Source organism: Thalassotalea eurytherma, assembly GCF_030161415.1.
GTDB lineage: Bacteria > Pseudomonadota > Gammaproteobacteria > Enterobacterales > Alteromonadaceae > Thalassotalea_G > Thalassotalea_G eurytherma.
In genome coordinates this window covers 181,306-208,170 of record NZ_BSSU01000004.1, presented here as the reverse complement: position 1 = coordinate 208,170, position 26,865 = coordinate 181,306, and the positions used below count along the sequence as shown (strand labels likewise).

The following is a 26,865-nucleotide window of genomic DNA, read 5'->3' as shown; positions in this document are numbered from 1 at the left end:
TGGTTCATTACGTGAAATGCTCGGCAAGTATGCTATTTATTTGTTGGAACCTAGCTGGTAATTGTCGATTTTTTCTGGTGATTAAATAAATTGTCTCCATCACCTTTCGTGTCGACTGGTAGCAGCTGAGTTGGTTTGACTGGGCAAAGCTATCGATTGCGCTTTTAGGCAAGACAGTAAAGCCTAAGCCTTTTGCTACAGGCTCAAGAATCTGACTAATTTGATTGATAAAACCGGCCGTCTTAATTTCTTTTATCGTTAACTTACTTAATTGATTGTCGTGACTATGCTCAATGAACAGCGATAAATAATGCTCTGCATCAGGGTGATCAATTAATCCATCGTTTTTTATTAACGTTAAGATATCTTGCGCTATGTTTTGTTTAGCAAAGGTTAAACAAAGCTCTTCTTCACCCAACTTAACCACGTCAAACAAGCTTGTGTTCGGAATATGTGTAACAAGCCCTATATCGGTATGACCATATTGAACTTCTTGAATTATTTGATGATTAGGTGCTGCTTTTAGCTTTAGGACGATACCTGGGTGTTCCACTTGTAATGACGTTAATTTAGGGTATAAAACCAATGCTAACGCACCTGAGCATGAGATATTACATTGCCCGTTATTTGGGTCATCAAAGGACAACTGTTCTAGCAATGCGTGTTCATTTTGTTTTAACGATTGAGCATATTGATAAACGAGTCGTCCTTGCTCTGTTAATTCAAAGCTCTTTTTATCTCTGTTTATTAATGGGTGGCCACAATTATGCTCTAACTTACTTATGTGTTGACTAACCCCAGGTTGCGTCATGAAAAGTTTTTCTGCGGTTTTAGTGAAATGTCCTGTGTCAATCAAGGTGACAAAGGTCTGTAGCCATACAGGATTCAACATAATTTATGGTCATAATAAAATATTATTGTTTTGATTATAAATCATAATTTCAAATAATAAAGGGTCTTTCCTATACTGTGCTCATCAAGACAAGTTAAGCAATTATCAATCACAGATTGGAGTACAAAATTATGAAAATGAATCATGTCGGCATTATGGTAGGTGATATGGACAAAGCGGTAGAATTTTACACAAAAGTTCTAGGCTTAAAAATTGTGATGAACAACACCAAAGTAATCGAAGAACGCGAAACAGCTATTGGTAGAATGTGTATTGCTGTATTTGGTGAAGGTTTTAAGGGGTTTAATATTGCACACCTTGTCACAACAGACGGTATTGGTGTTGAGCTATTTGAAATGAAAGAGCGTCAAGAACGCCACGAAGTCGATTTCTCACGATTAGGTATTTTCCATTTTTGTTTACAAACAGATGATTTTGAAACGGTGATGAGAAAAACCGAAGAGTACGGCGGTAAAGTGCGTATGGACATTATGCGTTATCACCCAGAAGATGATAACAAGCCTGCTAAAATGGTTTATCTAGAAGACCCATTTGGTAACCTATTTGAACTTTATTCTCATACTTATGAAGAAACTTACGCTTCAGATTACGAATAAGTAAACGCTCAATATCATGAAGGGTCAGCACATTAATATTGTGCTGACCCAACTTCAATATTACGTTGCTATATCGCAGGTTTTTAATTTTATACTTAATGGCCTTATTAGACCTTCACTCAAAATTGCAGCATAGAATAAGACAATTAAATTCACTGCAGAGGCGCGCTGAAAAACAAAGCCTTCGTAAGTATCAATATTGCCCAAAATAGCAATTGCACCGATGACTAACCCGATTAATGCGCCACCATATAAAAACTTAACTTGCGCACTATAGACTTGGCCAAGGTATTTCGCTTTTGTACCGCCAACCAGTTCGTCAGTAAATAAGTATTTTAAACCAACTACTGATTTAAATAGCCCCTCAGTGCCAAATGTCACAATCGTTGCACCATATAAAAACAGTACTAAAAATAAAGCCGATGCAATATCTATATATAAATTTGCACTACCAGCCAATATCACCAGCATCCAAATAACACCTGTTATTATGGCAAGTGCCAATCCATTTTTCATCATTATCTCCTTCGTCCAGTTAACTTCTATTTCATTGGAAGTTGCTATTAATAACTTAGGAGATAGATCGAAAACAGCGGCAATAGCTAACGATGACTCAGCAGAAGCTTTACCGTTTGATTCAATACGCTGAATCGTTCGAACAGACAAACCGCTTGCTTTTGCTAAGACTTCTTGGGACCAACCTTTCTCTTTTCTTAGTCTCTTTAGTTTTTCTACAGATAAAAACAAAGGACGCTCCTTAGTAATTTAATGACAACGATGAGCATTATGACTATATCGTTTTAGGATACGATAAATTTGCCACGACAATTACACGACAACCCCTGACAGTTCAATAAATTCAATTGGTTATAGTCGAGATGATTAATTAATTGAATCACCTACACAGCATTCATCTTTTAAAAAGTCGATAACATCTTCTAGATGTTGATAGTTAGCTATACAGAATAACGTCCTACCTTCACGGCGTTGGTGAATAAGATCGGCTTGGCTTAGTCCTGATATATGGTGAGAAAGTGTTGAGCCTGGAATAGATAGTTCCTCTTGAATATCCCCAACACTAATACCTTGTTGACCAGCTTTGACAACTTGTTTGTATATAGACAAACGTGTTTTATGGCCAAGTTCTTTTAAGGCTTTTGCAACCATTTCAATATTCATAAACAACATTTCATCCTATTCGTTACAAATTTTATTTCGATATTACTAGAAACATCTTGCTTTTGCTAATGGTATTCTTTGTATTTCGAATTTTCTAGAAATATAGGTTTTGAGTGGTGATTGAATTAACACCGCAAGCATTAACGCAAACGTTAAATATGTTTGTTTTTTTCGCTGTTGAACTAACAGCATTATTCTTAGCAATTAGCTACCTAGTTGGCGTGCTACAACATTATATTCCGCCGGCTAAAATTCCGCAGATTTTAAGCGACAAGCAAGGTAAGGGATATGTTATTGCCGCATTATTAGGGGCCATTACGCCATTTTGTTCCTGTTCCACTATTCCTTTTTTAAAGGGGTTACTGAGAGCCAAAGCGGGATTTGGTACGATGATGGTTTTCCTATTTGCCAGCCCATTACTAAACCCAATTATTATTGGCTTGTTCTTCTTTACATTTGGTTGGCAAGTTACGTTATTTTACTTTGTCGTTGCCATGCTGGTGTCTGTAGTTGCTGGCTTCACATTAGAAAAGTTCGGTTTTGAAAAGTACATTAAACGCCAAGCCTATCAAGCTCCAGCAGATAGAAACTGTGGCAGTACATGCAGCGCAGGTAAGACAGTAACACCATGGCGCAAGATATGGCACGCAACATGGAAAGACTTCAAAAGTGTATTGCCTTATTTGATTGCTGGTATTGCGATAGGTTCGATAATTTATGGCTTTATGCCGTCAGAATATATCGCGCAAGTTGCTAGCGATAATAACCCTTGGGCCGTGCCAGCTGCTGCTGTTATTGGCGTTCCACTATATATTCGTGCAGAGGCTGTTATTCCTTTGTCTGCAGCGCTTGTTGCTAAAGGCATGAGTTTAGGGGCGGTAATGTCTTTGATTATAGGTAGTGCTGGTGCAAGTTTAACGGAAGTTATTTTATTAAAGTCAATTTTCAAGCCCCCCCTAGTTATTGCCTTTGTAAGTGTTGTTATCTCTATGACTGTTGTAGCAGGTTATGGTTACGGACTGATCTTTTAAGGAAAGCGATAGTTGAGGCTAGTAATTTTACTTATTCTAGCCTCAATGAATTTGTATTAGGGTCTGTTGCTAATTTTAAGATAACAACATAAGCCAGATAGGAGTAGTAAGTACACTAAGTACGGTGGTAACAACGACGGTGCCCGCAACAGTTTCTTGATGATTTTCGTAATTTTTAGCAATCAAATAAGCGTTTACGCCAGTTGGGCACGCACTCATGATAACTAAAACTAACGTTACGTCTTGGGCTAAGGCAAAGCCATAGGTTGCCGTTAAAAAGACTAAACTCGGCAGTATCGCTAATTTTAAGAGACAGGCAAAACCAATAAAGTATTTTTCACTTTTAACTTGGTAGTAGGTCATTGAGCCACCAAGCGAAAATAGAGCCAATGAAATGGCTGGTTTGCCAAGTAATGTCAAACTATCAACGAGTATCATCGGTAATTTATTACCTGTTTTCGTTAGTAGGATATTTGTCATCGCACCGGCAATAATAGCAAGGATCAAAGGATTCAATAAGGTACTTTTCAGTGTACTCATTACACTGGTTTTTTGTTTTCTAGCGGCCAGAGCACTGGTTAATGTAAATAACATGGCTGAGTGAAACACGACGATCATAAATACTATCGCCAAGTAATGTTCGCCTAGGGCAAGTAATATCACGGGTAAACCAACAATAATGTTATTTGAATAGCTTGCCGCTAGTGCATAGGCGGCAGAAGCATCATCCTCTTTTCTATAGTTGCTGTGGAAGTAGTAATTACTTACGTACGCTATAAAAAATACGATAATAACAGGAATATAAAAAGCACCGTAAATAGCTAAATCTAAATGACTTTTGATATCAGCTTGTGCCATTTGTAAAAATAAAAAGGCAGGAATAGCTAAATGAAAAGTAAACTTACTTAAAGCATCAAGTTGTGTGCGAGTTAGCCATTGGCTTTTAGTGGCAATAAAACCAGCAAGTCCAACGAGCACAAGTGGCGCAATGATATGAATGATATTCATGGTTTTTTAGTGCTTATATGAAAGTTTATTGGTAGCTCGCTTCGAAGAAGCTCTCGATGATTAACACCGCTGACTTAGAGTCAACATTGCCTTTGCTTAAGTTGCGATAACCGCCAGCGGCAAACAGTTGCTCTTTTGCATCTGCCGTAGTCAGGCGCTCATCTTGAAAATCAACTTGTACACCGAAGCGCCCATGAATTCTATTGCCAAACTTTCTTGCGTCTTTAGTCAACTGTTGTTCACTACCGTCCATATTTAGCGGTAAACCAACAACAACTAATTGTGGTTGCCATTCCTTTAAAAGCTTTTCAATGTCTTGCCAATTAGGAATGCCTTCTTTGGCTTTGATTGCAGCAAGTGGATTTGCAGTCCCCGTGACTTCTTGGCCAACAGCACAGCCAATGGATTTTTTACCAAAATCAAACCCTAAAATAGTACGTTGTCCTAGCTCTGACATTAAGCGTGCCCTATGTCAGTTGATAAGTGAGCCAAATCGATACCGAGTTTCTCAGTGGCTTTTTTCCAACGCATTTCTATCGGTGTTTTAAATATAATATCGGCATCGGCTGGCGTTGTTAACCAAGAGTTTTCAAGGATTTCTTTTTCCAACTGTCCAGGCCCCCATCCAGCGTAACCTAAGGTGACTACATAGGCTTCGGGCGCATCATCAGTACCTAGTGCCATTAAGATATCTTTAGACGTTGTTATCATCACCTCTTGGCTAAGCGACAATGAACTTGTCCAACCTTCTTGAGGACTATGCAAGACAAACCCCCTTTGAGGTGACACAGGGCCGCCTGTAAGAACGGGTTGCTCAAGCGAATCGCACTCTTTATTGTCGGCGTCGATCTGCTCAAGCAATTCGTTAAGTGTGATATTAACGGGTAAATTGATGATAAGCCCCATCGCGCCGTCATCATTATGTTCACAAATATAGGTCACCGTTTTATTGAAATACGGATCATTTAGTGAGGGCATCGCTATCAATAATTGATTTTCTAAACTATCCATCAATTTCTCCCGCCGTTAAGCGCTTTTTAGGGCGTGCTCAATCGCATCCATTAATTTACCGCTAATATTAATTGGGTAGGCTGCTTCGATTTCTTTGATACATGTAGGGCTAGTAACATTGATTTCAGTTACTTTATCGCCAATAACATCAAGTCCTACAAAGTATAGACCGCGTTTTTTCAATTCAGGTGCAATTGTTTCAGCAATTTGCTTGTCACTTGCACTTAACGGGCGAGCGACACCGCTACCACCGGCCGCTAAGTTGCCACGTGTTTCACCTTCAGCGGGGATACGTGCTAAGCAATAAGGCATGGGTTCACCGTTAACAATCAAAATACGTTTATCACCGTCTTTAATTTCTGGCATATATTCTTGAACCATCGCGTACTGGCTACCATGGTTAGTCAATGTTTCAATAATTACGCCAACGTTTGCATCACCTTCTTTAATTCGGAAGATAGATGAACCACCCATACCATCAAGCGGTTTAATAATGACGTCTTTTTCTTGTTGATGAAAAGCTCTGATCTGATCTGATTTTCTTGTCACCAATGTTTTCGCGCTAAGTTCAGGGAACCATGCGGTAAATAGTTTTTCATTACAGTCACGCAAACTTTGAGGTTTGTTAACGATTAAGGTACCCGCTAGTTCTGCGCGTTCTAACATATAGGTTGCGTAAATATATTCTGTATCAAACGGCGGATCTTTTCGCATTAAAATAGCATCAAGTTCACTTAAGGCAATGTCTCGTTGGTCGACAACTTGGTACCATTGTTCAACATCATCGGCAACGGTAACAATCTGAACACTGGCTCGCGCCTCACCTTCAAATAAGTATAAGTCTTCCATTTGCATGTAATAGAGCTCGTAGCCGCGCTTTTGCGCTTCTAGCATCATCGCTAATGACGAATCTTTCTTTACATTAATGTTTTCAATCGGGTCCATAACAACGCCGAGTTTAATGGTCATTCTATATTCCTTTTCGTTAAGCAAGATCGCCGTAGCGACATTGCAACGCGGTAATTGCGGTTAGTGCTGCGGTTTCAGTGCGCAGAACACGAGGGCCTAGCAATACTTCTTTAAAATTGGCATCGCTGGCTTTATTGATTTCTTCTTCACTTAACCCACCTTCAGGTCCTATCAATAATCGAATGTTTTGAGAGTCGTGAGGTAGCGACATAATGCTATGTTTAGCTCTTGGGTGTAAGTTGATATTCAAGGTGTTGTTATTTATGGCCAACCAATCATCTAAGAGTTGAGGCTCGTTAACTTGAGGTACAAATACTCTGCCGCTTTGCTCGCAGGCGCTAACGACAATTTTTTGCCATTGTTCACGTTTTTTAGCAAGGCGTTCTCCCGAGAGTTTAACGCCACAGCGCTCAGTAAATAGCGGTGTTATTTCATTAACACCCAACTCAACAGACTTTTGTAATGTAAAGTCCATCCGATCACCACGTGAAATACCTTGGCCAAGCTCTATTTTTAACGGCGATTCATTTTCAATAACATTAGCTGAAATGATTTTAGCAAATGCCGTCTTTTTCTTTACCTGTATTAGCTTTGCTTGATATTCAATACCGTCTTGACCATTGAAAAAACGTACCTGTTCGCCTTCAGATAGGCGTAAGACACGCACTGTGTGGCCAAATGCATTGTCATCTAGTTCGAACTCTTGTTCGAGAGAAAATGCGGTGTTTTGATAAATTCTTGGGTTTGTCATGCGGCCTAAGGTACCAAGCTAAGCTAAATGGAAATTGTTAACTAAACTAAGATATTGTAGCTAAAAGATAAAATATCAATATGTAATTAATTGTATTTGTCGTGTAAATGTTGCGTAAATGTTACTAAAGTTTAATATGAGAATGATAGTAACGGCATTTATCTATGACATAATTTAATTATGACATAGATAATTATTCACTTCATGGTTCTATAAGGCACAATTTGATGTTAAATACCGCATTCTCAGAACAAAGCAACGTCACTGAACGTCGCAAAAAAATTACTACTGCATTGTTTTCAATAAGCTTAATCGCTTTACTGTCAGCTTGCAGTGACAATACAGAACAAAAAACTGTTGCGCCACCGCCTGCAGTATCCGTTTATACCGTTGACCAAATGGCGGTCGGTGAACATTATGAATTTGTTGCTCGTACTGAGGCCTTTAAACAGGCTAATTTAACGGCTCGCGTTGAAGGTGAGCTCATTGAAAGGTCTTTTAGAGAAGGCGGGCGAGTATCGAAAGGTGATGTTTTATTAAAGATTGATCCAAGTGCTTATCAAGCTTCCTTTGAACAAGCTAAGGCTGATCTAGATAGCCGTAAGTCAGGGTTCGATAACGCCGTTAGAAACTTAAAACGCGCGAACGATCTTATCGGTGATGGCTATATTTCTCAGTCAGATTACGACAAGCTCACCACAGAAGAGTCACAAGCCAAAGCTGCAGTATCAGTTGCCCAAGCCGCCTTAGAAAAAGCAGAGCTTGACTTGAGTTATACGAAAATTATAGCACCGTTCGATGGGCGAATTGGTCAATCAAACTACGATGTCGGCAATGTAGTAGGACCACAAAGCAGTAGCTTGGCAACGTTAACCGTTACCGATCCTATTTATGTAAACTTCCAAGTGAAAGAAAGCGAATACGTTACCCATATGCAAGCCCGCAGTGAAGGGCGAGAAGAGGGAAAAATTGATATTTCGTTGATGCTACCAAACAACACAATTTACCCTGAGAAAGGCCAACTTGATTATGCAGATATTAAAACCGATGAAGGTACAGGCACTGTCGCCCTAAGAGCGAGATTTCCAAACCCTAATGCTGTTATTTTGCCAGGTTTATTCGTTAATTTAGTTGTTGAAAGTGTTAATAAAGAACAAATGGCTTACGTGCCGCAATCGGCAGTACAAGAAAACCAGCAAGGTAAATTTGTTTTAGTTGTTGATGAGAGTAATAAAGTTGCTCAACGTATTGTTGACTTAGGTCGACGTGTGAATGCGATGTGGGTGGTTAATTCCGGTTTAAAGCCCGGAGAAAGCGTTATTATTGAAGGTTTACAAAAAGTGAGACCAGGCACGGAAGTGAACCCTATCGGAAAGTCTGTAGATATTACTACCGGTACCATTTCAGATATCGTAACTAAGTAACGGTGGCAATATGATCAGCGAAACGTTTATTCAAAGGCCAAAGTTTGCCTTCGTTATATCGATTGTAATTTCAATTGCAGGCTTACTTGCGATGTTTATGTTGCCAGTAAATATGTACCCTGAAATATCTCCGCCACAAGTACAAATTACAGCTGTATACCCGGGGGCAAGTGCTCAGGTTGTTGAAGAGTCTGTCATTCGACCCATAGAGGAGCAGGTTAACGGTGTTGAAGACATGATGTATATCGAGTCTTCCGCCAGTAATAATGGCTCAGCCAATATCACGGTCTATTTTAAAGTGGGAACTGATGACGATATTGCGCAAGTTAACGTGCAAAACCGTGTTGCACTTGCCAATAGTTCATTACCTGCTGAAGTCACACGACAAGGCGTTAACGTTAAGAAAAAATCGAGCTCTATGTTACTTGGCGTTAACTTGTTCAGTGAACAAGACGGCATTGATCAGCTATTTTTGAGTAACTATGCAACTAACTATTTAGTTGAGCCGTTAGGACGTATTAAAGGTGTTGCAAGTGCGGAAGTTATGGGAGAAATGACTTACAGCATGCGTGTTTGGTTAAACCCAAGACGAATGACGTCACTTGGTGTTACGATTTCTGAAGTTCAACAAGCCTTACAAGAGCAGAACTTAATTGTTGCCGCGGGTAAATTAGGCTCATCACCTGCGCAAGCGAACCAGCAATTTGAATACACCATTCAAGCGAAAGGGCGTTTAAAAACCCCTGAAGAGTTTGGTGATGCCGTTATTCGTGCTCGTCAAAACGGTAGCTTTGTTCGTTTATCGGACATTGGTCGTATTGAGCTAGGGTCAGAAAATTACTCGATCAGTGCTAAGTTAAATGATCAAGAAACAGCATTCCTAGTTATCTACCAATTACCGGGTGCTAATGCGACAGAAGTTGCTCGATTGGTAAAACTAGAGATGGAAAAGCTATCTGAGCGTTTTCCTGAAGGTGTCAATTACGTAGTACCTTTTGATACTACTGAATTTATTATTCGCTCTATCGATGAAGTAAAAGTCACGCTATTTCAAGCCGTTGCTTTAGTTATTTTGGTTGTTTTTCTCTTCTTACAAAATTGGCGCGCAACCATTATTCCATCACTTGCGATTCCGGTATCGTTAATCGGTACCTTCGCCTTCATGTTACTTATGGGTTATACCATCAACACTATTACGTTATTTGGTCTTGTTTTGGCTATTGGTATCGTCGTTGATGATGCGATTATCGTCATAGAAAACGTTGAACGTATTCTTAAGGAAGAGAAGCTGCCAATTAAGGAGGCAGTTAGCAAGGCAATGAAGCAGGTAGGTGGTCCTATCGTAGCAACAACCTTAGTTTTGCTAGCAGTATTTGTACCCGTTGGTTTTATGCCGGGGATCACGGGTGAATTGTACAAGCAATTTTCAGTCACTATTTCATTCGCTGTTCTTATCTCGTCTATTAACGCGTTAACCTTAAGCCCTGCGCTTTGCTCGGTATTGTTGAGTGAAAAGCACATGAAGCCTATTTCATGGCTACAACCTTTCGAACGTTTACTTAATACGGCAACAGGCAAATATACCAAAGTGGTAGGCTTTTTCTTAAAACGAACTGCCGGTGTCGGCGTCGTGGTTGTTGTGATATTTTTTGCTACTGGCTGGTTATCTAAATCGGTACCTACAGCATTTGTGCCTGGCGAAGATCAAGGCTACTTATTTGTCGATGTGCAACTGCCAGATGCGGCCTCTAAAAACAGAACTGAAGCTGTACTTGAGAAAATCACCCCGATTATTAAAAACGATCCTGCGGTAGATGACGTTATTACCGTTGCAGGTTCATCATTGCTTGGTGGTGCAGGTTCGAATAATGCGCTAGCAATTATCTTATTAAAGGATTGGGAAGATAGAACAGAACCAGAACTAGGCTTGCGCCAAATTATCCCGCGTTTAATGGGGCAGTTATGGTCTTTACCTGATGCTCAAATCATGGTGTTTAACCCTCCACCAATTCCGGGATTAGGCAATAGCTCAGGCTTTGAGTTTAAGTTGCAAGATAGTGAAGGGCGAAATCCTGCAGATTTAGCACAGGTGATGAATGGGTTAATTTATGACGCCAATAAGCGCACTGAATTATCTCAAGTTTTTAGTACTTTTCGTGCAAATGTGCCGCAATATTTCTTAGAAGTTGATCGCAATAAAGCCAAAGCGCAAGGTGTGGCTTTGTCTGATATTTTCTTAACCTTACAAGCTCAGTTAGGTTCTTTATATATTAATGACTTTAGCCAATTTGGTCGTACCTACAAAGTAAGTATTCAGGCTGAAACTGAGTTTAGGCAGGAGCCTGGTGATTTGCGTTACTACTATGTGCGTAATGCTGATGGTGAAATGGTGCCTTTAACAACGTTGGCAAGCTTGAAGCCTATCTTAGGTCCTACAACGATTAATCACTTCAACTTATATCGAAGCGCTAGTATTACAGGGCAGTCAGCACCAGGTTATGCTTCAGGTGATGCTATTGCCGCTATGGAAGAGTTAGCGAGTCAACTACCACAAGGTTATATATTTGAGTGGGCTGGTCAGTCTAAACAAGAAATTGAAGCCGGAAATTTAGCACCCGTGTTATTTGGTTTAGCGATTATTTTTGTTTATCTCTTCTTAGTCGCCCAATATGAGAGCTGGACGATTCCATTCTCGGTTATTGCGGCCGTACCACTTGCTATATTTGGTGCAATGTTAGCTCTTTATACCGTGGGTATGGCAAACAATATTTATGCACAAGTGGGGTTGGTACTCTTGATTGGTTTATCAACAAAAACCGCTATCTTGATTGTTGAATTTGCTATGGAATTACGTGCTCAAGGACAAAGTATTGTAGAAGCGGCATTGAATGCAGCTCAGCTTCGTTTTAGAGCGGTATTAATGACTGCATTTTCATTTATTTTAGGGGTGTTGCCTCTGGTATTCGCAACAGGCGCTGGCGCTGGTAGTCGCGTATCTTTAGGCTTAACTGTTCTTGCAGGTATGACAGCTGCGACAATATTTGGCACGTTACTCATTCCATATTTTTACCTTGTCGTGCAAACCATGAGAGAGAAAGTTAAAGGCACTTCACAAACGCAATAAGCTGAGTGTTAATCGTTAAATGGATTTAAAAGGAATGCTACGGCATTCCTTTTTTATCATTAAGCGTTATACATCACACCCATTTCCTGCCAATCTTTCATTAAGCGAATCATCAAAACGTGAGCGACTGTGCACGTGGCAAGGATATGTCTACCCTAATTTACAAGTTCATATTGATAGCAAATGACTTATACGAGTAGATTCATCTAATCATTTATCTATATTGTGAATGCTATTTAAAGATTGCTGTGAGCTTGTTGTGATGAATGAATATAATGTTGCCAATTTAATGAACTCTTCCTTCTGTACAGACGAAAAATTTTTTCCATCTGAAGAGCCTATTACCGCTGTGCCATTAAGTATTATATTGCGAAAGTTGTTGGTAAAAGAAAAACAGATGCTTGATGTCCATATCCGTCAAATATTAGAGCAGGTGATATGGAGCGCTTTATCGCTAAGTATATGGGACGATAGCCGACTTTCTAGATAATAAGCAGGTAACAAAAAAGGGAGCATATCGCTCCCTTTCTTTATTTATGTGGGCTTTACAAGCCAGCAGCTGCTCTTAATGCATCTGCTTTGTCTGTTTTTTCCCATGAAAACGCAGTAAACGTATCATTGCCAACAGTCATTTCATAAGGCTCACGCCCAAAGTGTCCGTAAGCAGCTGTTTCTCTATACATTGGGTGTAATAGATCAAGCATTTTAGTAATGCCGTATGGGCGTAAATCAAAGTGTTCGCGTACTAGCTCTACGAGTTTTTCATCCGACACTTTACCCGTGCCAAACGTTTCAACTGAAATTGACGTTGGCTCAGCTACACCAATAGCATAAGAAACTTGAATCTCACAACGATCAGCTAGACCAGCAGCTACGATGTTTTTCGCTACGTAACGACCCGCATAGGCTGCACTGCGATCTACTTTTGATGGATCTTTACCAGAGAATGCCCCACCACCATGACGAGCCATACCACCGTAGGTATCAACAATAATTTTACGACCAGTTAAACCACAATCGCCGACTGGGCCGCCAATGACGAACTTGCCTGTTGGATTAATGAAGTACTTCGTTGAATCAGTCAGTAACTCAGCAGGTAAAACGTGCTTAATGATGTTTTCCATTACCGCTTCGTGAAGCATTTCTTGAGAAATATCTGGATTATGTTGTGTTGATAACACAACAGCATCAATCGCTACTGGCTTGTTATCTTCATAAACAAATGTTACTTGAGATTTAGCATCTGGACGTAACCAAGGTAAAATACCTTGCTTACGCATTTCGGCTTGGCGCTCTACTAAACGGTGAGAATAATAAAGTGGTGCAGGCATCAACGATGGTGTTTCATTGGTTGCGTAACCAAACATCAAGCCCTGATCGCCAGCGCCTTGTTCTTCAGGTTTTGCACGGTCAACGCCTTGTGCAATTTCTGGCGATTGTTGGCCAATCAAGTTCATGATGCCACAGGTATCACCATCAAAACCTACTTCTGAAGATGTATAGCCGATGTCAGTTATCACCTTACGTGTGATTGATTCTAAATCTACCCACGCTTCTGTCGTAATTTCACCTGAAATTATTGCAACCCCTGTTTTTACCATGGTTTCACAGGCTACACGGGCGTATTTATCTTCAGCAATAATTGCATCTAACACCGCATCAGAAATTTGATCAGCAATTTTATCTGGGTGACCTTCAGAAACTGATTCTGAAGTAAATAAGTGAGTTGTCATAAAGCCTCATTCATTAACAAATAGCACTTTCATACGTGCAGATGTCTATTTATGGTCAATTTTTTTTGCAATTCTAACGCTTAAAATCGATTTTTACTAGCTTTTTTACGTCTAGATGGCTAAATGATTTTATCGGTTTAATGTCTTGATAACAACTTGTGATATTTCTGTAACAAGCCTTTACGCTAAAAGATTTCCTTTTTGTTTATATTGAGTACAACTTTTATGAGGTTCTCAATATTAATACCATTAAAACGAAACTTGGCTTGTTAATACCGTTACTAATAACGGCTAACGCTTACGCTATTGATATTTACGATAACGGTTCAACATCAGCATCTGTCGGCGGCTACTTTGACGTACGTTACGTAAAAAGCGATACCAAGGATGAAATTACAGATGGTATTTCACGTATTAATTTTGGCTTTAATCAAAAACTAACCAATGACTGGGAAGCCTTTGCCAAAATAGAGTGGGGTATTACCTCAACCAGTGATCCTGCAAGTAGTTTAATTATTAGTGGCGATCAACTGCGCTCTCAAGGTGTTCAAGGTGATAGTATTTGGTTACGCCAGAGTTATGTTGGCTTAAAACACGATAACTACGGTAGTATTTCGATGGGCAAGCAGTGGGGTAGTCTTTATCATATTGCTAGCGTGACAGATGTATTACCTATGTATGGTGGTAACGCGTCGGGTACATACAACTTTGGTACAGATGGAGCTTTGTCTGGCACCGGTCGTGCTGAACGAGCATTACAGTACAATAATCAAATTGGAAATTTTTTTGTTAGTGCACAAGTTCAGTCTACAGAAGAGTCAATTAACTTAGGGCAAAATGAGACTTTCAAGGATAGTGTAAATTTAGCCTTCGATACGAATTACGGTTTAGCACTTACCTACCAATTTCCTTATAAAGTAGGTATTGGTGCTGGTTTTAATACTGGCGAAGTCAGTCTAGAAGACGCTAGCCAACAATTTACAGCAGATGATCAAATTGCTACTTACCATATTACTTATGGGCAATTTAACAAGCCAGGCCTTTACATGGCCGCTCTATATTCCGATATGGAAAATCACGAGATTAATGATCAAAATGCAATAATGACGAAGTCCACAGGTATCGAAGCGGTGGTTGCTTATAAATTTGATAACCGTATCACAGCGATTGCTGGTTATAATGATTTAACCGATGATTCAGGTAATAGCCAATATAACATGTCATTTTATACGGTAGGTATAACCTACGAGTGGACTGAAAACTTTGTAGTGTATGCTGATGCTAAATTTGACGATACAACCTATGTTGATGGCTCAAAACCAGATTTAGACATTGTGGGATTTGGTTTTAGATTTTATTTATAACTCAAGACTTTTTACGTCAACAGGCTGCAACCACAATTGCTGTAGTGTCGTTGATAACGCTTGATTGCATGAGGTGGTATAAAAGACATCCCCTTTTTTATTGCCTTCGGCGCCCGCAAGTAAGTCTTTTTCAGATAGTTTACGTTTTAGCTGGGCGGTTACCGGCGCTGCAGTATCAATAATTTGTACTAAATCGCCAACTTTTTCTGAAATCGCGTTTTTTACAAGTGGGTAATGGGTACAACCGAGCACTAGTGTATCTATTTGCTCGATAAGTAGCGGTGATAAAAAGTCATTGAGAAGCGTGTTGATCGCTTGTTGGTTATTGCCTTGCATCTCGATAAGTTCTGCTAAACCGGGACACGGTTGAATGAAAACATCAGCACCAGAGGCATAGGTATGAATAAGTTCATGTAACCTTTGATTACTGGCCGTTGCCTGAGTAACCAGTACACCTACTTTTTTATTTTGGCTATTTAACGCTGCCGGTTTGATTGCCGGTTCAACACCAATAATAGGAATAGCTAACTTTTCACGTAATGTTTTAATAGCGGTAACTGTTGCCGTATTACAAGCAACCACAATGGCCTTTACAGGCTGACTTGCTAAATACTCGCCCAATGCAATGACGCGCTCACTAATAAATTCATCACTTTTTTCACCATATGGCGCATGTAAATTATCGGCGATATAAATCAGTGATTCTGTCGGTAGTTGCTTCTTAATATTTTGTGCAATTGATAAACCACCAATACCAGAATCAAAAATACCAATGGGTAATGCACTTTTAGGTAATGACGTGGTTGATATATCTGACATACAGCTATTTTTTAAGAGTGAGGCAATTGGTTTTATAGGTTTTTTTACTGAAGATGTAAAGCAAAGCTTGGTATTAAAACTTAAGAGAAGTTGTTGAGCACTCCCAAAACACCGCAGCTAACGTTAGCCCTTGAACACCGTGGTTCAAGGCGGAACTTGCACTTCTACCGTAGGCTTCTCGATACGAGTCGAGCATGCTCAATAGTAAAAGCTGAAATCCCTTAGGTAAAACTTATCGGCTCGGGGACATAGTTAACACACGAGAATTTCGAGAGACTCTTTGCCTATTATAGCCGAAGTGAAATGAAGAGATACTAATAATTGTTATCAATCGATTATTCGCTAGACAAAAATTATCTAAGAACTGAGCAAACAGTCTTTTACTATCAAAAAGCTAGCGATATGCAGTCGATAACGATAGGGTTAAGGTGATTGTTTTTCTTGAGAAGAGTATGAGGAATATATGCTAGCAAAAGTTTGGGGGCTATTTAAAGTCCTTTCATTTTTAGGATTAATTGTCACCAATGTACTGACATTAACTCATGCGAAATTTCACGATTTTTTGTATTCGGCGATAGATAAATTGCCGTATGCTCAATATCGACAATCCAGCCCAACGAATAAGAATAAGCAACTCAATCAAAAACTGAAAAAACAGGCCTCGCATATCGCCAAAGTAAAAAAAACGTCATCAAAAATTTCAACGAGATTGGCCAGAGGGGCGGCCGTTAATTTAGCGTCTTTACCTGCTGAAGCCGTGCCTATTTTAGGTGTGGCAACGGTTGTTGCGGTAACAGCGATGGACATTCATGATGCTTGCGTCACCATGCAAGAATTAGACGAGTTGAACCTAGCGTTATCTGGGGAGCTTGCATCAAGTGAAGCAGATAAAGTTTGTGGCATGAAAGTGCCAACAGTCGATGAAATTTTAGAAGCGATGTAAGTAAAAAGGCGAGAGTTAACCCGCTTTTTTATTACGGGTATCCATAATCGCTTGTTCAATAGTGCTTTGTAACAAGGCAATTTTTTCTTGTGTTTCAACCCGCTCTTGCACTACATCGGCCTTTAGAGCGATCAGTTCATTGGTTAAATTAAGGGCAATCATTAACAAAGTACTTTCAGGCTTGGCTATAGGATTGAGTTGATTAGCTTTTTCAATACGCGCGCTTAGCTCTTGCGCTGATTTCAATAACGCAGATTCCTCACCTTCAGGGCAAGCAATTTTTAAACTTTTACCAGCAATTTCAATTTCTAAGCACTGAGGTTTCATTATTGATTGTTCTTTGTACTAAATCCGTTAAATATAGCGAAATAAATGAAGAAAAACGGAAAGTTATCGCTAATATTGCACTATAACGAGGCGACATTAACTATGCAACCGTTATACTCGCTAATTGAAGGTTAATTGACGCAGTAAATCCCTAGCCCCAAGCAGATAAGAAATGATAGGATATAGCCAATTTTATTGTAATAAAGACGTCACTTATGAGTTCTGCACACGCAATTGATTTTTCAACACTTCAATCGGTTATTTCAACCCAAGATGTTATTGCACACGCTAGTGATATACATGGTTTTTTAACAGGCCTAATTTCTGCTGGTTATGATTTTGAGCAATCAACCTATTTATCTCTATTGTCAGATGCCTTTAATAATGGCCAAGCATTTAGTGCTACGTTAACAACGAGTTTGCAATCACTATATAGTGATATTTGGCAAAAGTTATTGGATGACTCATATGGCTTTGCATTGCTATTGCCAGAAGATGATGAAAGTTTGGCACAGCGCAGTGCTGGTTTAGGTCATTGGGTGCAAGGTTTTAATCTTGGCTTTGGCATGCAACATCAAAAAACAGACATAGCCTCAGATGAAGTAAAAGAAGTGATTGCTGATTTCGCCGAAATTGCCAATTTATCAACAGAAGTTGATGAAGATGAAGAAGGCGAGCAAGCCTTTTTTGAAATTGAAGAGTATGTACGTATATCGTCGTTACTTATATTTACTGAATTGGGTAGCGCGCCTGAGCAAAAAAGCCCAAATAAGACGTTACATTAAGAAGAGTTTGTTATGTTAATAGATGTTCAAGAGTATGTCGCTCGTCGTGCTTGTTTTATTGATCAAATGGAGCTTAACTCCATTGCTGTATTTTGTGCTGCTGACGAAATCACCCGCAGTAACGATACAGAATTCCCATTTTGCCAGAATAAAAATTTCTTTTATTTAACGGGCTTCCCTGAGCCACAAGCTTACCTTGTCTTAGTAAAAAGTGCGCAAGGTGAAGCGCATAGTGTGCTGTTTTGTCGTGATAAAGATCCATTACAAGAAATTTGGCATGGTCGACGTATAGGGCCAGAGAATGCTCAAGAAAATTTCGTGTTTGATCAAACAGACACCATTGATAATGCCGACGATGAAATCGTTGAGTTGTTAAAAAATAGAACGAACCTTTATACCTGCCAAAATGAAAATGAGTTATTTGACGCACAAATGTTCGAATGGCTTGGGCAAGTTAAAGCAAAAGTAAAATCAGGCACACGTGCTCCAACTCAACTCATTGACTGTTCAAATATTATCGCTGAAATGCGCTTAATCAAATCATCTGCTGAACTTGATGTCATGCGCAAAGCTAATGAAATTTCATCGAATGCTCATACTCGCGCAATGAAAGCGTCTAAAGTAGGTATGTTTGAATATCAGATTGAATCAGAAGTACTTCATGAGTTTGCCTTTAATGGCGCGCGTAACCCTGCTTATGGTTCAATTGTCGCTGGTGGCGATAATGCCAATATTCTTCATTACACTGACAATAACGATGTGTTAAGAGACAACGAGTTATTGTTAATTGATGCCGGCGGTGAACTAGAAGGTTATGCCGCAGATATTACGCGTACCTTTCCTATCAATGGTCAATTTACACCAGCACAAAAAGACATTTATCAACTGGTATTAGATGCGCAAATAGCAGCAATTGAAGCCATTAAACCTGGCGCTAGCTTTGCAGAGCTTAATGACATTGTTCATCAAGTATTTACTAAAGGGTTATTGGCTTTAGGCATTTTATCGGGTGATGAAAACACCTTGATTGAAGAAAAAGCCTGCAAAAAATACTTTATACATGGCCTCGGTCATTGGCTTGGCTTAGATGTGCATGATGTCGGTGATTACCGTGTTGATGCTAATAAACGTCAAAACCGTATGTTCGAGCCGGGTATGGTCATGACCATTGAACCAGGGCTATATATTCCACTTGATGCTGACGTTGAAGATAAATACAAAGGTATAGGTGTGCGCATTGAAGATAACATCGTAGTCACTGAAACTGGCTATGAGAACTTTTCATTGGGTGTCGTTAAAACGATTGAAGAAATTGAAGCGCTAATGGCAGGCTAATCCGTGACAGCAATCAATACAAAGTTCGACATTGTTATATCAGGCGGCGGGCTCTCCGGGGCTTTAACCGCCTTGAGCTTATCGTTGTTAAATAGGGGCAATAAAGCGCCTTTGTCGATCGCTATTGTAGAAAATGCACCAATAAATCAAAATCCAAGCTTAAATTTTGATGATCGCGTGCTTGCTCTTTCACATCAAAGTGTCAGTTATTTGGCCGACTTGGGTGTCTGGCAGCACATGCGACAAGCGGCAACAGGCATAGAGACGATTCATATTTCAGATCAAGGCTATTACGGTAAAGCCCGTGTTTATGCCAAAGATCATCATGTTTCGGCATTGGGTGTCGTCATCGAAATGGCATTAATTGGTAAAGCCATTTATCAATGTTTAGAAAACGTTAAAAATATTACTTGGTATTGCCCCAACACCATTGCATCGGTTGATTATCATGCCGATAGTGTTGACCTTGAGTTAGATGACGAACAAAAGCTTAGCGCTACGTTGTTATTAGGCTGTGATGGCGGTCATTCCGTTGTGCGTAAAAGCGCAGGTATCGACGTAACGACTAAGCTTTATCAACAGTCTGCGGTTATTGCCAACGTGAGCACCGCGGTAAAGCACAATAATGTGGCTTTTGAGCGATTTACAAAATCGGGTCCGCTGGCAATGTTGCCGTTGTCAAAAGACCGGTGCTCTTTAGTATGGACGTTGTCGCCAGAGCAAGCTCATCAAGTATCGTCGTTAAGTGATGATAAATTTAAACAAGCCTTATATACAGCATTTGGCGGTTGGTTAGGTGATATTACTCATGTCGGCGAGCGCGCTGTATTTCCATTAAACTTAATTCAAGCCAATGAGCAGGTTTATCACCGTACTATTTTAATTGGTAATGCCTCACATACTATTCATCCGATAGCTGGTCAGGGTTTTAATTTGGGATTACGAGATACTCGTGATTTAGCCAAGGTATTACAGCAGGCGCTTGATGATGATCAAGATATTGGTGGCCTGAATTTGTTACAACACTATCAAATGATGAGAAAACAAGATCATCAACAAGTGATCGGCTTAACAGATTCGCTAGTAACATTATTTTCAAACGATTTACCACCACTGGTTATTGGCAGAAATATCGGCTTAAAAGCACTCAATTATCTGGCGTGCATTAAGCATCCGTTCGTTGCCAAAACAATGGGCTACTAACGTATAAAGGCTTACTGAAAAGAGTTTTAACATGCAAAAATACGATTTACTTATTATTGGCGGTGGCATGGTTGGGTTAACGCTCGCGTTAGCTGTGCGTAAGCTTTCTTCTTTAACCGTAGCCGTTGTTGATAATACAAGCCCCTGTGAACTCACCAAAGATCCTGAAGTACGTGTCAGTGCGATAAATCAAGCCAGTGAACAAGTATTTAAGAACCTTGATGTATGGCCGTTGATCACTAATATGCGTTATCAGCCTTATCAAGGCATGCATATATGGGATAAAGATGCAGGTGGCTCTCTCAATTTTTCAGCACAAGATGTTGATAAAGAAAACCTAGGATCAATTATTGAAAACAATGTCATACGAACAGCGTTATGGCAGAAAGTACAAGCAGATAGTGGGATTACCATTATTGATCAAAAAATTGCTAGTTTAGGAATGGGTGACAGCGAAGTATTTGCCAGTATCGACGGCCAAATGCCAATAATGGCAAGCTATGTTGTTGGCGCAGATGGCGCTAATTCATGGCTACGTAGTCAAATTGATATGCCAATGACCTTTCGAGACTATGATCATCATGCACTAGTGGCTACGGTTAACACTAAGCAACATCTAACACCGACGGCTTGGCAAGTATTTTTACCTTCTGGTCCTTTAGCGTTTCTTCCTTTATACGAGCCAGGCAGCTATTCAATTGTTTGGTCTACATCACCTGAACAGGCAAATGACTTAGCTGCACTTTCACCTGAGGAGTTTGCAAAGCAGCTTACCTCGGCAAGTGACGGTAAATTAGGACAACTTGAACTGGCGAGTGAACGTTATACGTACCCATTAAAAATGCGTTTGGCCAGAGACTTTATGAAAGAGCGGGCTATTTTAATTGGTGACGCAGCTCATACAATTCACCCGTTGGCAGGACAAGGCGTTAATTTAGGTTTAGTCGATGCAGCGGCACTCGCTGATTGTTTTGCACAATTAAGTAAGCAAAATCAGTTCACCGATATAAATTCGACAGTGGCATTAAAAGCCTTTGCCCGCTGGCGTAAAAACGACGCGATAGAAATGATCAGTGCGATGGAAGCAATTAAACAAATTTTTGCGCCATTGCCTTTACCTCTGCAGACACTTCGAGGTTTCGGGTTAGATCTTATCAATAAAGTTAAGCCTGCCAAGCAGTTAATGATCAAGCAAGCACTTGGTGAAAAATCACATTTACCGAGTTTATCTAAGCAAAAAGAAAACTGGTCGATAACCTAACGTAAAACGTAGGTAAAAATAAGAATTAAATTTCATAAAGGTTGATTATATTAAATATTCTTCGGAACTATTTAATTAAGTGGTTTTTTATTTGTATTTTGCTGGTATTTTATTGATCACGGTTGGTTGCGTCGCTATAATCTTGCGCAATTAATAAAAAGTACACGCAAATAGCAGTTTTTGACTAAAATTCTTCTACAAGCGTTAATCTTGAATCACAAAATAAACTACAACATAAGTGGAACAATACGATGTCGAATAAAACCGTATTACATGCAAAGCACCTAGAATCTGGCGCTAAAATGGTTGATTTTCACGGCTGGGAAATGCCAATTAACTATGGTTCTCAAATAGAAGAGCATCACGCCGTTCGCCAAGACGCGGGTATGTTTGACGTTTCACACATGACAATTGTTGATGTTGAAGGCGATGATGCGAAGGCATTCTTACGTAAACTTGTGATCAACGACGTAGACAAATTAAATGTTGCAGGTAAAGCACTTTATACAGGTATGTGTAACCTTGAAGGTGGTGTAATTGATGACCTTATTATTTACTTCTTTACCGAAACGCAATATCGCTTAGTGGTTAACTCAGCAACACGTGTAAAAGATTTAGCGTGGATTGCAGAACAAGCACAAGAGTTTTCAGTGACAATTACTGAACGCCCAGAATTTGGCATGATCGCTGTACAAGGCCCGCAAGCAAAAGCAAAAGTAGCAACCTTATTAAATGCAGAGCAAACACAAGCTGTAGATGGTATGAAGCCATTCTTTGGTGCTCAAGCTGGTAGCTTATTCATTGCTACAACAGGTTATACTGGTGAAGCCGGTTATGAAATTGTTGTACCACAAGATGAAGCTGAAGATTTATGGCAACAACTAGTAGACGCAGGTGTTAAACCTTGTGGTTTAGGGGCGCGTGACACATTGCGTTTAGAAGCTGGCATGAACTTATATGGCCAAGATATGGATGAGTCTGTTTCGCCATTAGCTGCGAATATGGCTTGGACAATTAGCTGGGATGATGAAGCACGTGACTTCAATGGTAAAACGGTTTTAGCTGAGCAACGCGCTGCGGGCGACCAACCTAAGTTAGTTGGCCTAGTATTAGAAGAAAAAGGCGTTTTACGTGGCGGTTTAAAAGTGGTAACGGCTGAAGGCGAAGGTGTTATTACTTCAGGTACATTCTCACCAACGTTAGGCCATTCAGTTGCTATGGCTCGTGTACCACGCGCGGTTAAAGTAGGTGACACAGTAGAAGTTGAAATGCGTAAAAAGCTAGTGAAAGTTGCCGTAGTGAAGCCTAGCTTCGTTCGTAACGGTAAGTCTGTACTTTAATTAGCTAAGAGATTCCTGCCTTCGCAGGAATGACGTTCGTAGAAACGAATAGTCGTCATTGTGGCGAAGGCCGCAATCTCGAACAGTCGTCATTGTGGCGAAGGCCGCAATCTCGAACAGTCGTCATTGTGGCGAAGGCCGCAATCTCGAACTTTATAAAAAAGATTATTGATAAAGTTGGCAGATGCTCTATATTCAGAAAGTAGATTGCTAACGAGAGCAAAAAGCTCAGAAAAAGATTTAAAACACTTAATAATTAGGAACATAAAAATGAGTAACATTCCTTCAGAGTTAAAATACGCAACGTCACACGAGTGGGTACGTAACGAAGGTGACGGCATCGTAACTGTAGGTATTACAGAGCATGCACAAGAGCTTTTAGGTGACATGGTATTTGTTGAGTTACCAGAAGTTGGTGAAACTGTTAGCACTGGCGACGATGTTGCAGTTGCAGAATCAGTAAAAGCGGCTTCAGATATTTACGCACCAATTACAGGTGAAGTTGTTGAAGTGAACGAAGACTTAGAAGACTCACCTGAGTTAGTTAACTCTGACGCTTTCGGTGACGGTTGGATGTTCAAAGTAAAACTTGAAGACGCAAGTGAGTTAGACGGCTTGCTTGACGCTGAAGGTTACGCAAACTCAATTGACGAAGACTAATCGTCAACAAAATTTAAAGGCCTCGTAAGTATTCTTACGGGGCTTCTTTTTTTAAATCAGGCTTTAGTTTTAGGTTAGCAATCTACTCTTTCCTCAAACTAAAAAGTGAAAGTTAATAGTCATCTATAATTAGGTGTTCTATGACACAAATTAGCCATTTTTTAGGTATTGTTGTTTTATGACTACTCAATCGCATAGCTCATTGTCTCTAGCGCAGTTAGAGCAAACACAAGATTTTATTCGTCGCCACATCGGCCCAGATGAAGCACAAACAAAAGCCATGTTAGCTGACATTGGCGCAGAATCTGTTGACGCATTAATTGATGAAATTGTGCCTCAAAATATTCGTTTATCGCAACTACCTGCGATCGAAGAAAGTAAAACAGAAGTTAAAGCACTAACTGATTTAAAAGCAGTAGCAAGCCTAAATAAAGTAAATAAATCGTTCATTGGTTTAGGTTATTACGGCACATTAACACCGAACGTAATTTTACGTAATGTGTTAGAAAATCCAGGTTGGTACACGGCTTATACGCCTTACCAACCAGAAATTGCGCAAGGTCGTTTAGAGTCGTTATTAAACTACCAACAAATGTGTTTAGACTTAACAGGTTTAGACTTAGCGTCAGCATCATTACTTGATGAAGGTACAGCGGCTGCAGAAGCTATGGCATTAGCTAAACGTGTATCAAAAAACAAGAAGTGTAATACTTACTTCATCGCTGACGATGTATACCCACAAACGATTTCAGTTGTTAAAAACCGTGCAGAATTCTTTGGTTTTGACGTTGTCGTTGCGCCAGTAAGCGAAATTGCTGAACACGATGTGTTCGGTGCTTTAGTTCAATACCCAAGCGCAACAGGTGAAGTGGTAGATATTCGTGAAACTATTGCAACAGTGCACAGCAAAAAAGGCATTATTGCGGTAGCGGCCGACATTATGAGCTTAGTGCTTTTAGAAGCGCCAGGTAAGTTAGGTGCTGACGTAGTGATTGGTTCATCACAACGTTTTGGTGTACCAATGGGTTACGGTGGTCCTCACGCTGCATTCTTTACTACATCTGACAAATACAAACGTTCAATGCCAGGCCGTATTATTGGTGTGTCAAAAGATACACGCGGTAACAACGCGATGCGTATGGCAATGCAAACACGTGAGCAACACATTCGTCGTGAAAAAGCTAATTCAAACATTTGTACTGCACAGGTTTTATTAGCGAACATGGCTGCATTTTATGCGGTTTACCATGGCCCAGATGGTTTAAAAACCATTGCTAATCGTATTCACCGTTTAGCTGACATTTTATGTTTAGGTACAGCAACGAAAGGCCTAACAGCTATTCATGCTAACTACTTTGATACGCTAACATTTAACGTAGATAACAAAGATGAAATTGTTGCTCGTGCATTAGCAAGCGACATGAATTTACGTAGCGATGTTGAAGGCCAGATAAGTGTTTCAATTGACGAAACAACAACACGTGAAGACATCGCAGTACTATTTGATGTGTTACTTGGCGAAGGTCATGGTTTAGATGTAGCGGCGTTAGATACCAAGATTGTTGAGTGTGGTCATTCATCAATTCCAGCTGAGTTACAACGTCAATCAACATTCTTAACGCACGAAGTATTTAACTCGTACCATAGCGAAACAGAAATGCTTCGTTATATTAAGAAATTAGAAAACAAAGATTTAGCGTTAAATCACTCAATGATTTCATTGGGCTCATGTACGATGAAATTAAACGCTACAGCACAAATGATTCCAGTTTCATGGCCTGAATTTGCTCACATGCACCCATTTGCACCAATTAACCAAGCACAAGGTTACAAGCAGATGATTGATGAGCTTGGCAAATGGTTAGTTGAATTGACAGGCTACGATAACATCTCAATGCAACCTAATTCAGGTGCACAAGGTGAGTATGCTGGTTTAATCGCTATTCATAAGTACCACGAGAGCCGCGGTGATGCGCATCGTAACATTTGTTTAATTCCTTCTTCTGCACACGGTACTAACCCTGCGTCAGCGCAAATGGTTGGTATGAAAGTTGTGGTTGTAGACTGTGATAAGAGCGGTAACGTTGACATGGTTGACTTAAAGGCGAAAGCACAAGAGTTACGTGAGAACTTATCTTGTATCATGATCACATACCCATCTACCCACGGTGTTTACGAAGAAACAATCAAAGATATTTGTGACATTGTTCATGAAAATGGCGGTCAAGTATACTTAGACGGCGCCAACATGAACGCACAAGTAGGTATTACATCACCAGGTTACATTGGTGCAGACGTATCTCACTTAAACTTACATAAAACTTTTGCTATTCCGCACGGTGGTGGTGGCCCAGGTATGGGACCAATTGGTGTTAAAGCACACTTAGCGCCTTTCTTACCTGATCATCCATTGATTACTGTTGATGACTCAACACAAGGTAACGATGCGGTTTCTGCTGCTCCTTGGGGTAGTGCAGGCATTTTATGTATCTCTTACCTATACATCGCAATGTTAGGCAAGCAAGGTGTAACAGACTCAACGAAGTACGCAATTACGAACGCCAACTATTTAGCGCACAAGCTAAGCCAACATTACCCAATTTTATATACAGGTAACAATGGCCGCGTTGCTCACGAATGTATTGTTGATTTACGCCCGTTAAAAGAAGCGTCAGGCATTACTGAAATGGACGTAGCTAAGCGATTAATGGACTACGGTTTCCATGCGCCAACCATGTCATTCCCTGTTGCTGGCACATTAATGATTGAGCCAACAGAGTCTGAATCTAAAGTTGAAATCGACCGTTTCATTGAAGCAATGGTATGTATTCGTGAAGAAATTCGTAAAGTAGAACAAGGCCAATGGACTTTAGAAGACAACCCATTAAGCCATGCTCCTCATACCTTAGCGGACATTACTGAAGAGTGGTCACGTGGCTATACAGTAGCTGAAGCGGTATTCCCAGTGCCTGCTGCTGCGGCTAACAAATTCTGGCCAACGGTAAACCGTATTGATGATGTATACGGCGACCGCAACCTCATTTGTTCATGTCCAAGTGTGGATACGTACAAAGACTAAAAAATCATTT

25 protein-coding genes and 1 other RNA gene are annotated in these 26,865 nt (G+C 40.1%); 14 read left to right on the top strand and 12 right to left on the bottom strand.

Translation table 11 applies throughout. The annotated features are described in order from the left end of the window. Nucleotides 1-7: 7 nt before the first annotated feature. A complete protein-coding gene (locus tag QQK02_RS04900; RefSeq protein WP_284206844.1) occupies nt 8-892 on the bottom strand; it encodes a LysR family transcriptional regulator in 885 nt (294 codons plus the stop codon). Nucleotides 893-1,023: 131 nt separating this feature from the next. On the opposite strand from QQK02_RS04900, the gene QQK02_RS04895 reads away from it, so the two are divergent. Beyond that, nucleotides 1,024-1,509 carry a VOC family protein gene (locus QQK02_RS04895; RefSeq protein WP_284206843.1) on the top strand — a complete coding sequence of 162 codons (486 nt, stop codon included), beginning with the start codon at nt 1,024-1,026 and terminating at the stop codon, nt 1,507-1,509. A gap of 60 nt (nt 1,510-1,569) precedes the next feature. On the opposite strand, the gene QQK02_RS04890 is transcribed toward QQK02_RS04895, so the two are convergent. Together QQK02_RS04890 and QQK02_RS04885 are read right to left on the bottom strand one after the other, a co-directional pair. Beyond that, nucleotides 1,570-2,256 (bottom strand): helix-turn-helix domain-containing protein, encoded by a 687-nt coding sequence (locus QQK02_RS04890; RefSeq protein WP_284206842.1) that lies wholly within the window; start codon nt 2,254-2,256, stop codon nt 1,570-1,572. Between the two features lie 135 nt (nt 2,257-2,391). Continuing rightward, nucleotides 2,392-2,688, bottom strand: coding sequence for an ArsR/SmtB family transcription factor (locus QQK02_RS04885; RefSeq protein ID WP_284206841.1), 297 nt, complete (start codon nt 2,686-2,688; stop codon nt 2,392-2,394). A 116-nt stretch (nt 2,689-2,804) separates the two neighbouring features. Here QQK02_RS04885 and QQK02_RS04880 point away from each other — a divergent pair, with 116 nt between their 5' ends. Beyond that, the gene (locus QQK02_RS04880; RefSeq protein WP_407705009.1) at nt 2,805-3,719 is read left to right on the top strand and encodes a permease; all 915 of its coding nucleotides are present in this window, start codon (nt 2,805-2,807) and stop codon (nt 3,717-3,719) included. A 75-nt stretch (nt 3,720-3,794) separates the two neighbouring features. Here QQK02_RS04880 and QQK02_RS04875 read toward each other — a convergent pair whose 3' ends face one another. The 5 genes from QQK02_RS04875 to rsmE are packed head-to-tail and all read right to left on the bottom strand — an operon-like array spanning nt 3,795 to nt 7,458. After that, entirely contained in the window at nt 3,795-4,727 is a 933-nt protein-coding gene (locus QQK02_RS04875) for an AEC family transporter (protein ID WP_284206839.1), read from the bottom strand. 25 nt (nt 4,728-4,752) lie between these two features. Next, entirely contained in the window at nt 4,753-5,184 is a 432-nt protein-coding gene (ruvX, locus tag QQK02_RS04870; RefSeq protein ID WP_284206838.1) for a Holliday junction resolvase RuvX, read from the bottom strand. Next, the gene (locus QQK02_RS04865) at nt 5,184-5,738 is read right to left on the bottom strand and encodes a YqgE/AlgH family protein (RefSeq protein WP_284206837.1); all 555 of its coding nucleotides are present in this window, start codon (nt 5,736-5,738) and stop codon (nt 5,184-5,186) included. Before QQK02_RS04865 ends, ruvX begins: the two co-directional genes overlap by 1 nt. A gap of 15 nt (nt 5,739-5,753) precedes the next feature. Continuing rightward, nucleotides 5,754-6,707 carry a glutathione synthase gene (gshB, locus tag QQK02_RS04860; protein WP_284206836.1) on the bottom strand — a complete coding sequence of 318 codons (954 nt, stop codon included), beginning with the start codon at nt 6,705-6,707 and terminating at the stop codon, nt 5,754-5,756. 16 nt (nt 6,708-6,723) lie between these two features. After that, nucleotides 6,724-7,458 carry a 16S rRNA (uracil(1498)-N(3))-methyltransferase gene (gene rsmE / locus QQK02_RS04855; protein WP_284206835.1) on the bottom strand — a complete coding sequence of 245 codons (735 nt, stop codon included), beginning with the start codon at nt 7,456-7,458 and terminating at the stop codon, nt 6,724-6,726. 227 nt (nt 7,459-7,685) lie between these two features. Between rsmE and QQK02_RS04850 the strand changes: the two genes are divergently transcribed. From QQK02_RS04850 to QQK02_RS04840, 3 genes are all read left to right on the top strand, one after another. Continuing rightward, entirely contained in the window at nt 7,686-8,882 is a 1,197-nt protein-coding gene (locus tag QQK02_RS04850) for an efflux RND transporter periplasmic adaptor subunit (protein ID WP_284206834.1), read from the top strand. A gap of 10 nt (nt 8,883-8,892) precedes the next feature. Beyond that, nucleotides 8,893-12,006, top strand: a complete 3,114-nt coding sequence (locus QQK02_RS04845; protein WP_284206833.1) for an efflux RND transporter permease subunit — start codon at nt 8,893-8,895, stop codon at nt 12,004-12,006. Between the two features lie 262 nt (nt 12,007-12,268). Further along, nucleotides 12,269-12,496, top strand: a complete 228-nt coding sequence (locus QQK02_RS04840) for a hypothetical protein (RefSeq protein ID WP_284206832.1) — start codon at nt 12,269-12,271, stop codon at nt 12,494-12,496. A gap of 55 nt (nt 12,497-12,551) precedes the next feature. Here QQK02_RS04840 and metK read toward each other — a convergent pair whose 3' ends face one another. Beyond that, entirely contained in the window at nt 12,552-13,739 is a 1,188-nt protein-coding gene (gene metK, locus QQK02_RS04835) for a methionine adenosyltransferase (RefSeq protein WP_284206831.1), read from the bottom strand. A 266-nt stretch (nt 13,740-14,005) separates the two neighbouring features. Here metK and QQK02_RS04830 point away from each other — a divergent pair, with 266 nt between their 5' ends. Next, nucleotides 14,006-15,103: a porin gene (locus tag QQK02_RS04830; protein WP_284206830.1), complete on the top strand. Its 1,098-nt coding sequence runs from the start codon at nt 14,006-14,008 to the stop codon at nt 15,101-15,103. Here the strand turns inward: QQK02_RS04830 and murI are convergent. Together murI and ssrS are read right to left on the bottom strand one after the other, a co-directional pair. After that, nucleotides 15,098-15,922 (bottom strand): glutamate racemase, encoded by an 825-nt coding sequence (gene murI / locus QQK02_RS04825; protein WP_284206829.1) that lies wholly within the window; start codon nt 15,920-15,922, stop codon nt 15,098-15,100. The genes QQK02_RS04830 and murI overlap by 6 nt on opposite strands. A gap of 96 nt (nt 15,923-16,018) precedes the next feature. After that, a non-coding RNA gene (ssrS, locus tag QQK02_RS04820) (6S RNA) lies at nt 16,019-16,200 on the bottom strand. Between the two features lie 185 nt (nt 16,201-16,385). Here ssrS and QQK02_RS04815 point away from each other — a divergent pair. Then, nucleotides 16,386-16,865 carry a hypothetical protein gene (locus QQK02_RS04815; protein WP_284206827.1) on the top strand — a complete coding sequence of 160 codons (480 nt, stop codon included), beginning with the start codon at nt 16,386-16,388 and terminating at the stop codon, nt 16,863-16,865. A gap of 15 nt (nt 16,866-16,880) precedes the next feature. On the opposite strand, the gene QQK02_RS04810 is transcribed toward QQK02_RS04815, so the two are convergent. Continuing rightward, nucleotides 16,881-17,192, bottom strand: a complete 312-nt coding sequence (locus QQK02_RS04810; protein WP_284206826.1) for a cell division protein ZapA — start codon at nt 17,190-17,192, stop codon at nt 16,881-16,883. 215 nt (nt 17,193-17,407) lie between these two features. Between QQK02_RS04810 and QQK02_RS04805 the strand changes: the two genes are divergently transcribed. From QQK02_RS04805 to gcvP, 7 genes are all read left to right on the top strand, one after another. Further along, nucleotides 17,408-17,977 carry a UPF0149 family protein gene (locus QQK02_RS04805; protein ID WP_284206825.1) on the top strand — a complete coding sequence of 190 codons (570 nt, stop codon included), beginning with the start codon at nt 17,408-17,410 and terminating at the stop codon, nt 17,975-17,977. Between the two features lie 12 nt (nt 17,978-17,989). Next, nucleotides 17,990-19,312 (top strand): Xaa-Pro aminopeptidase, encoded by a 1,323-nt coding sequence (gene pepP, locus QQK02_RS04800; RefSeq protein WP_284206824.1) that lies wholly within the window; start codon nt 17,990-17,992, stop codon nt 19,310-19,312. A 3-nt stretch (nt 19,313-19,315) separates the two neighbouring features. Beyond that, entirely contained in the window at nt 19,316-20,515 is a 1,200-nt protein-coding gene (gene ubiH / locus QQK02_RS04795; protein ID WP_284206823.1) for a 2-octaprenyl-6-methoxyphenyl hydroxylase, read from the top strand. A gap of 31 nt (nt 20,516-20,546) precedes the next feature. Next, entirely contained in the window at nt 20,547-21,776 is a 1,230-nt protein-coding gene (locus QQK02_RS04790) for an FAD-dependent monooxygenase (protein WP_284206822.1), read from the top strand. 251 nt (nt 21,777-22,027) lie between these two features. Continuing rightward, nucleotides 22,028-23,116 (top strand): glycine cleavage system aminomethyltransferase GcvT, encoded by a 1,089-nt coding sequence (gcvT, locus tag QQK02_RS04785; RefSeq protein WP_284206821.1) that lies wholly within the window; start codon nt 22,028-22,030, stop codon nt 23,114-23,116. A 270-nt stretch (nt 23,117-23,386) separates the two neighbouring features. Next, entirely contained in the window at nt 23,387-23,776 is a 390-nt protein-coding gene (gene gcvH, locus QQK02_RS04780; protein WP_284206820.1) for a glycine cleavage system protein GcvH, read from the top strand. 178 nt (nt 23,777-23,954) lie between these two features. Beyond that, entirely contained in the window at nt 23,955-26,855 is a 2,901-nt protein-coding gene (gene gcvP, locus QQK02_RS04775; RefSeq protein WP_284206819.1) for an aminomethyl-transferring glycine dehydrogenase, read from the top strand. Nucleotides 26,856-26,865: the final 10 nt, after the last annotated feature.

Excerpts from the sequence above, each read along its gene's own strand:
- QQK02_RS04900 (WP_284206844.1), bottom strand. The coding sequence starts at position 892 with ATGTTGAATCCTGTATGGCTACAGACCTTTGTCACCTTGATTGACACA.
- QQK02_RS04895 (WP_284206843.1), top strand. The coding sequence starts at position 1,024 with ATGAAAATGAATCATGTCGGCATTATGGTAGGTGATATGGACAAAGCG.
- QQK02_RS04885 (WP_284206841.1), bottom strand. The coding sequence starts at position 2,688 with ATGAATATTGAAATGGTTGCAAAAGCCTTAAAAGAACTTGGCCATAAA.
- QQK02_RS04875 (WP_284206839.1), bottom strand. The coding sequence starts at position 4,727 with ATGAATATCATTCATATCATTGCGCCACTTGTGCTCGTTGGACTTGCT.
- ruvX (WP_284206838.1), bottom strand. The coding sequence starts at position 5,184 with ATGTCAGAGCTAGGACAACGTACTATTTTAGGGTTTGATTTTGGTAAA.
- QQK02_RS04865 (WP_284206837.1), bottom strand. The coding sequence starts at position 5,738 with ATGGATAGTTTAGAAAATCAATTATTGATAGCGATGCCCTCACTAAAT.
- gshB (WP_284206836.1), bottom strand. The coding sequence starts at position 6,707 with ATGACCATTAAACTCGGCGTTGTTATGGACCCGATTGAAAACATTAAT.
- rsmE (WP_284206835.1), bottom strand. The coding sequence starts at position 7,458 with ATGACAAACCCAAGAATTTATCAAAACACCGCATTTTCTCTCGAACAA.
- QQK02_RS04850 (WP_284206834.1), top strand. The coding sequence starts at position 7,686 with ATGTTAAATACCGCATTCTCAGAACAAAGCAACGTCACTGAACGTCGC.
- QQK02_RS04845 (WP_284206833.1), top strand. The coding sequence starts at position 8,893 with ATGATCAGCGAAACGTTTATTCAAAGGCCAAAGTTTGCCTTCGTTATA.
- QQK02_RS04840 (WP_284206832.1), top strand. The coding sequence starts at position 12,269 with ATGAATGAATATAATGTTGCCAATTTAATGAACTCTTCCTTCTGTACA.
- metK (WP_284206831.1), bottom strand. The coding sequence starts at position 13,739 with ATGACAACTCACTTATTTACTTCAGAATCAGTTTCTGAAGGTCACCCA.
- murI (WP_284206829.1), bottom strand. The coding sequence starts at position 15,922 with ATGTCAGATATATCAACCACGTCATTACCTAAAAGTGCATTACCCATT.
- QQK02_RS04815 (WP_284206827.1), top strand. The coding sequence starts at position 16,386 with ATGCTAGCAAAAGTTTGGGGGCTATTTAAAGTCCTTTCATTTTTAGGA.
- QQK02_RS04810 (WP_284206826.1), bottom strand. The coding sequence starts at position 17,192 with ATGAAACCTCAGTGCTTAGAAATTGAAATTGCTGGTAAAAGTTTAAAA.
- QQK02_RS04805 (WP_284206825.1), top strand. The coding sequence starts at position 17,408 with ATGAGTTCTGCACACGCAATTGATTTTTCAACACTTCAATCGGTTATT.
- pepP (WP_284206824.1), top strand. The coding sequence starts at position 17,990 with ATGTTAATAGATGTTCAAGAGTATGTCGCTCGTCGTGCTTGTTTTATT.
- QQK02_RS04790 (WP_284206822.1), top strand. The coding sequence starts at position 20,547 with ATGCAAAAATACGATTTACTTATTATTGGCGGTGGCATGGTTGGGTTA.
- gcvT (WP_284206821.1), top strand. The coding sequence starts at position 22,028 with ATGTCGAATAAAACCGTATTACATGCAAAGCACCTAGAATCTGGCGCT.
- gcvH (WP_284206820.1), top strand. The coding sequence starts at position 23,387 with ATGAGTAACATTCCTTCAGAGTTAAAATACGCAACGTCACACGAGTGG.
- gcvP (WP_284206819.1), top strand. The coding sequence starts at position 23,955 with ATGACTACTCAATCGCATAGCTCATTGTCTCTAGCGCAGTTAGAGCAA.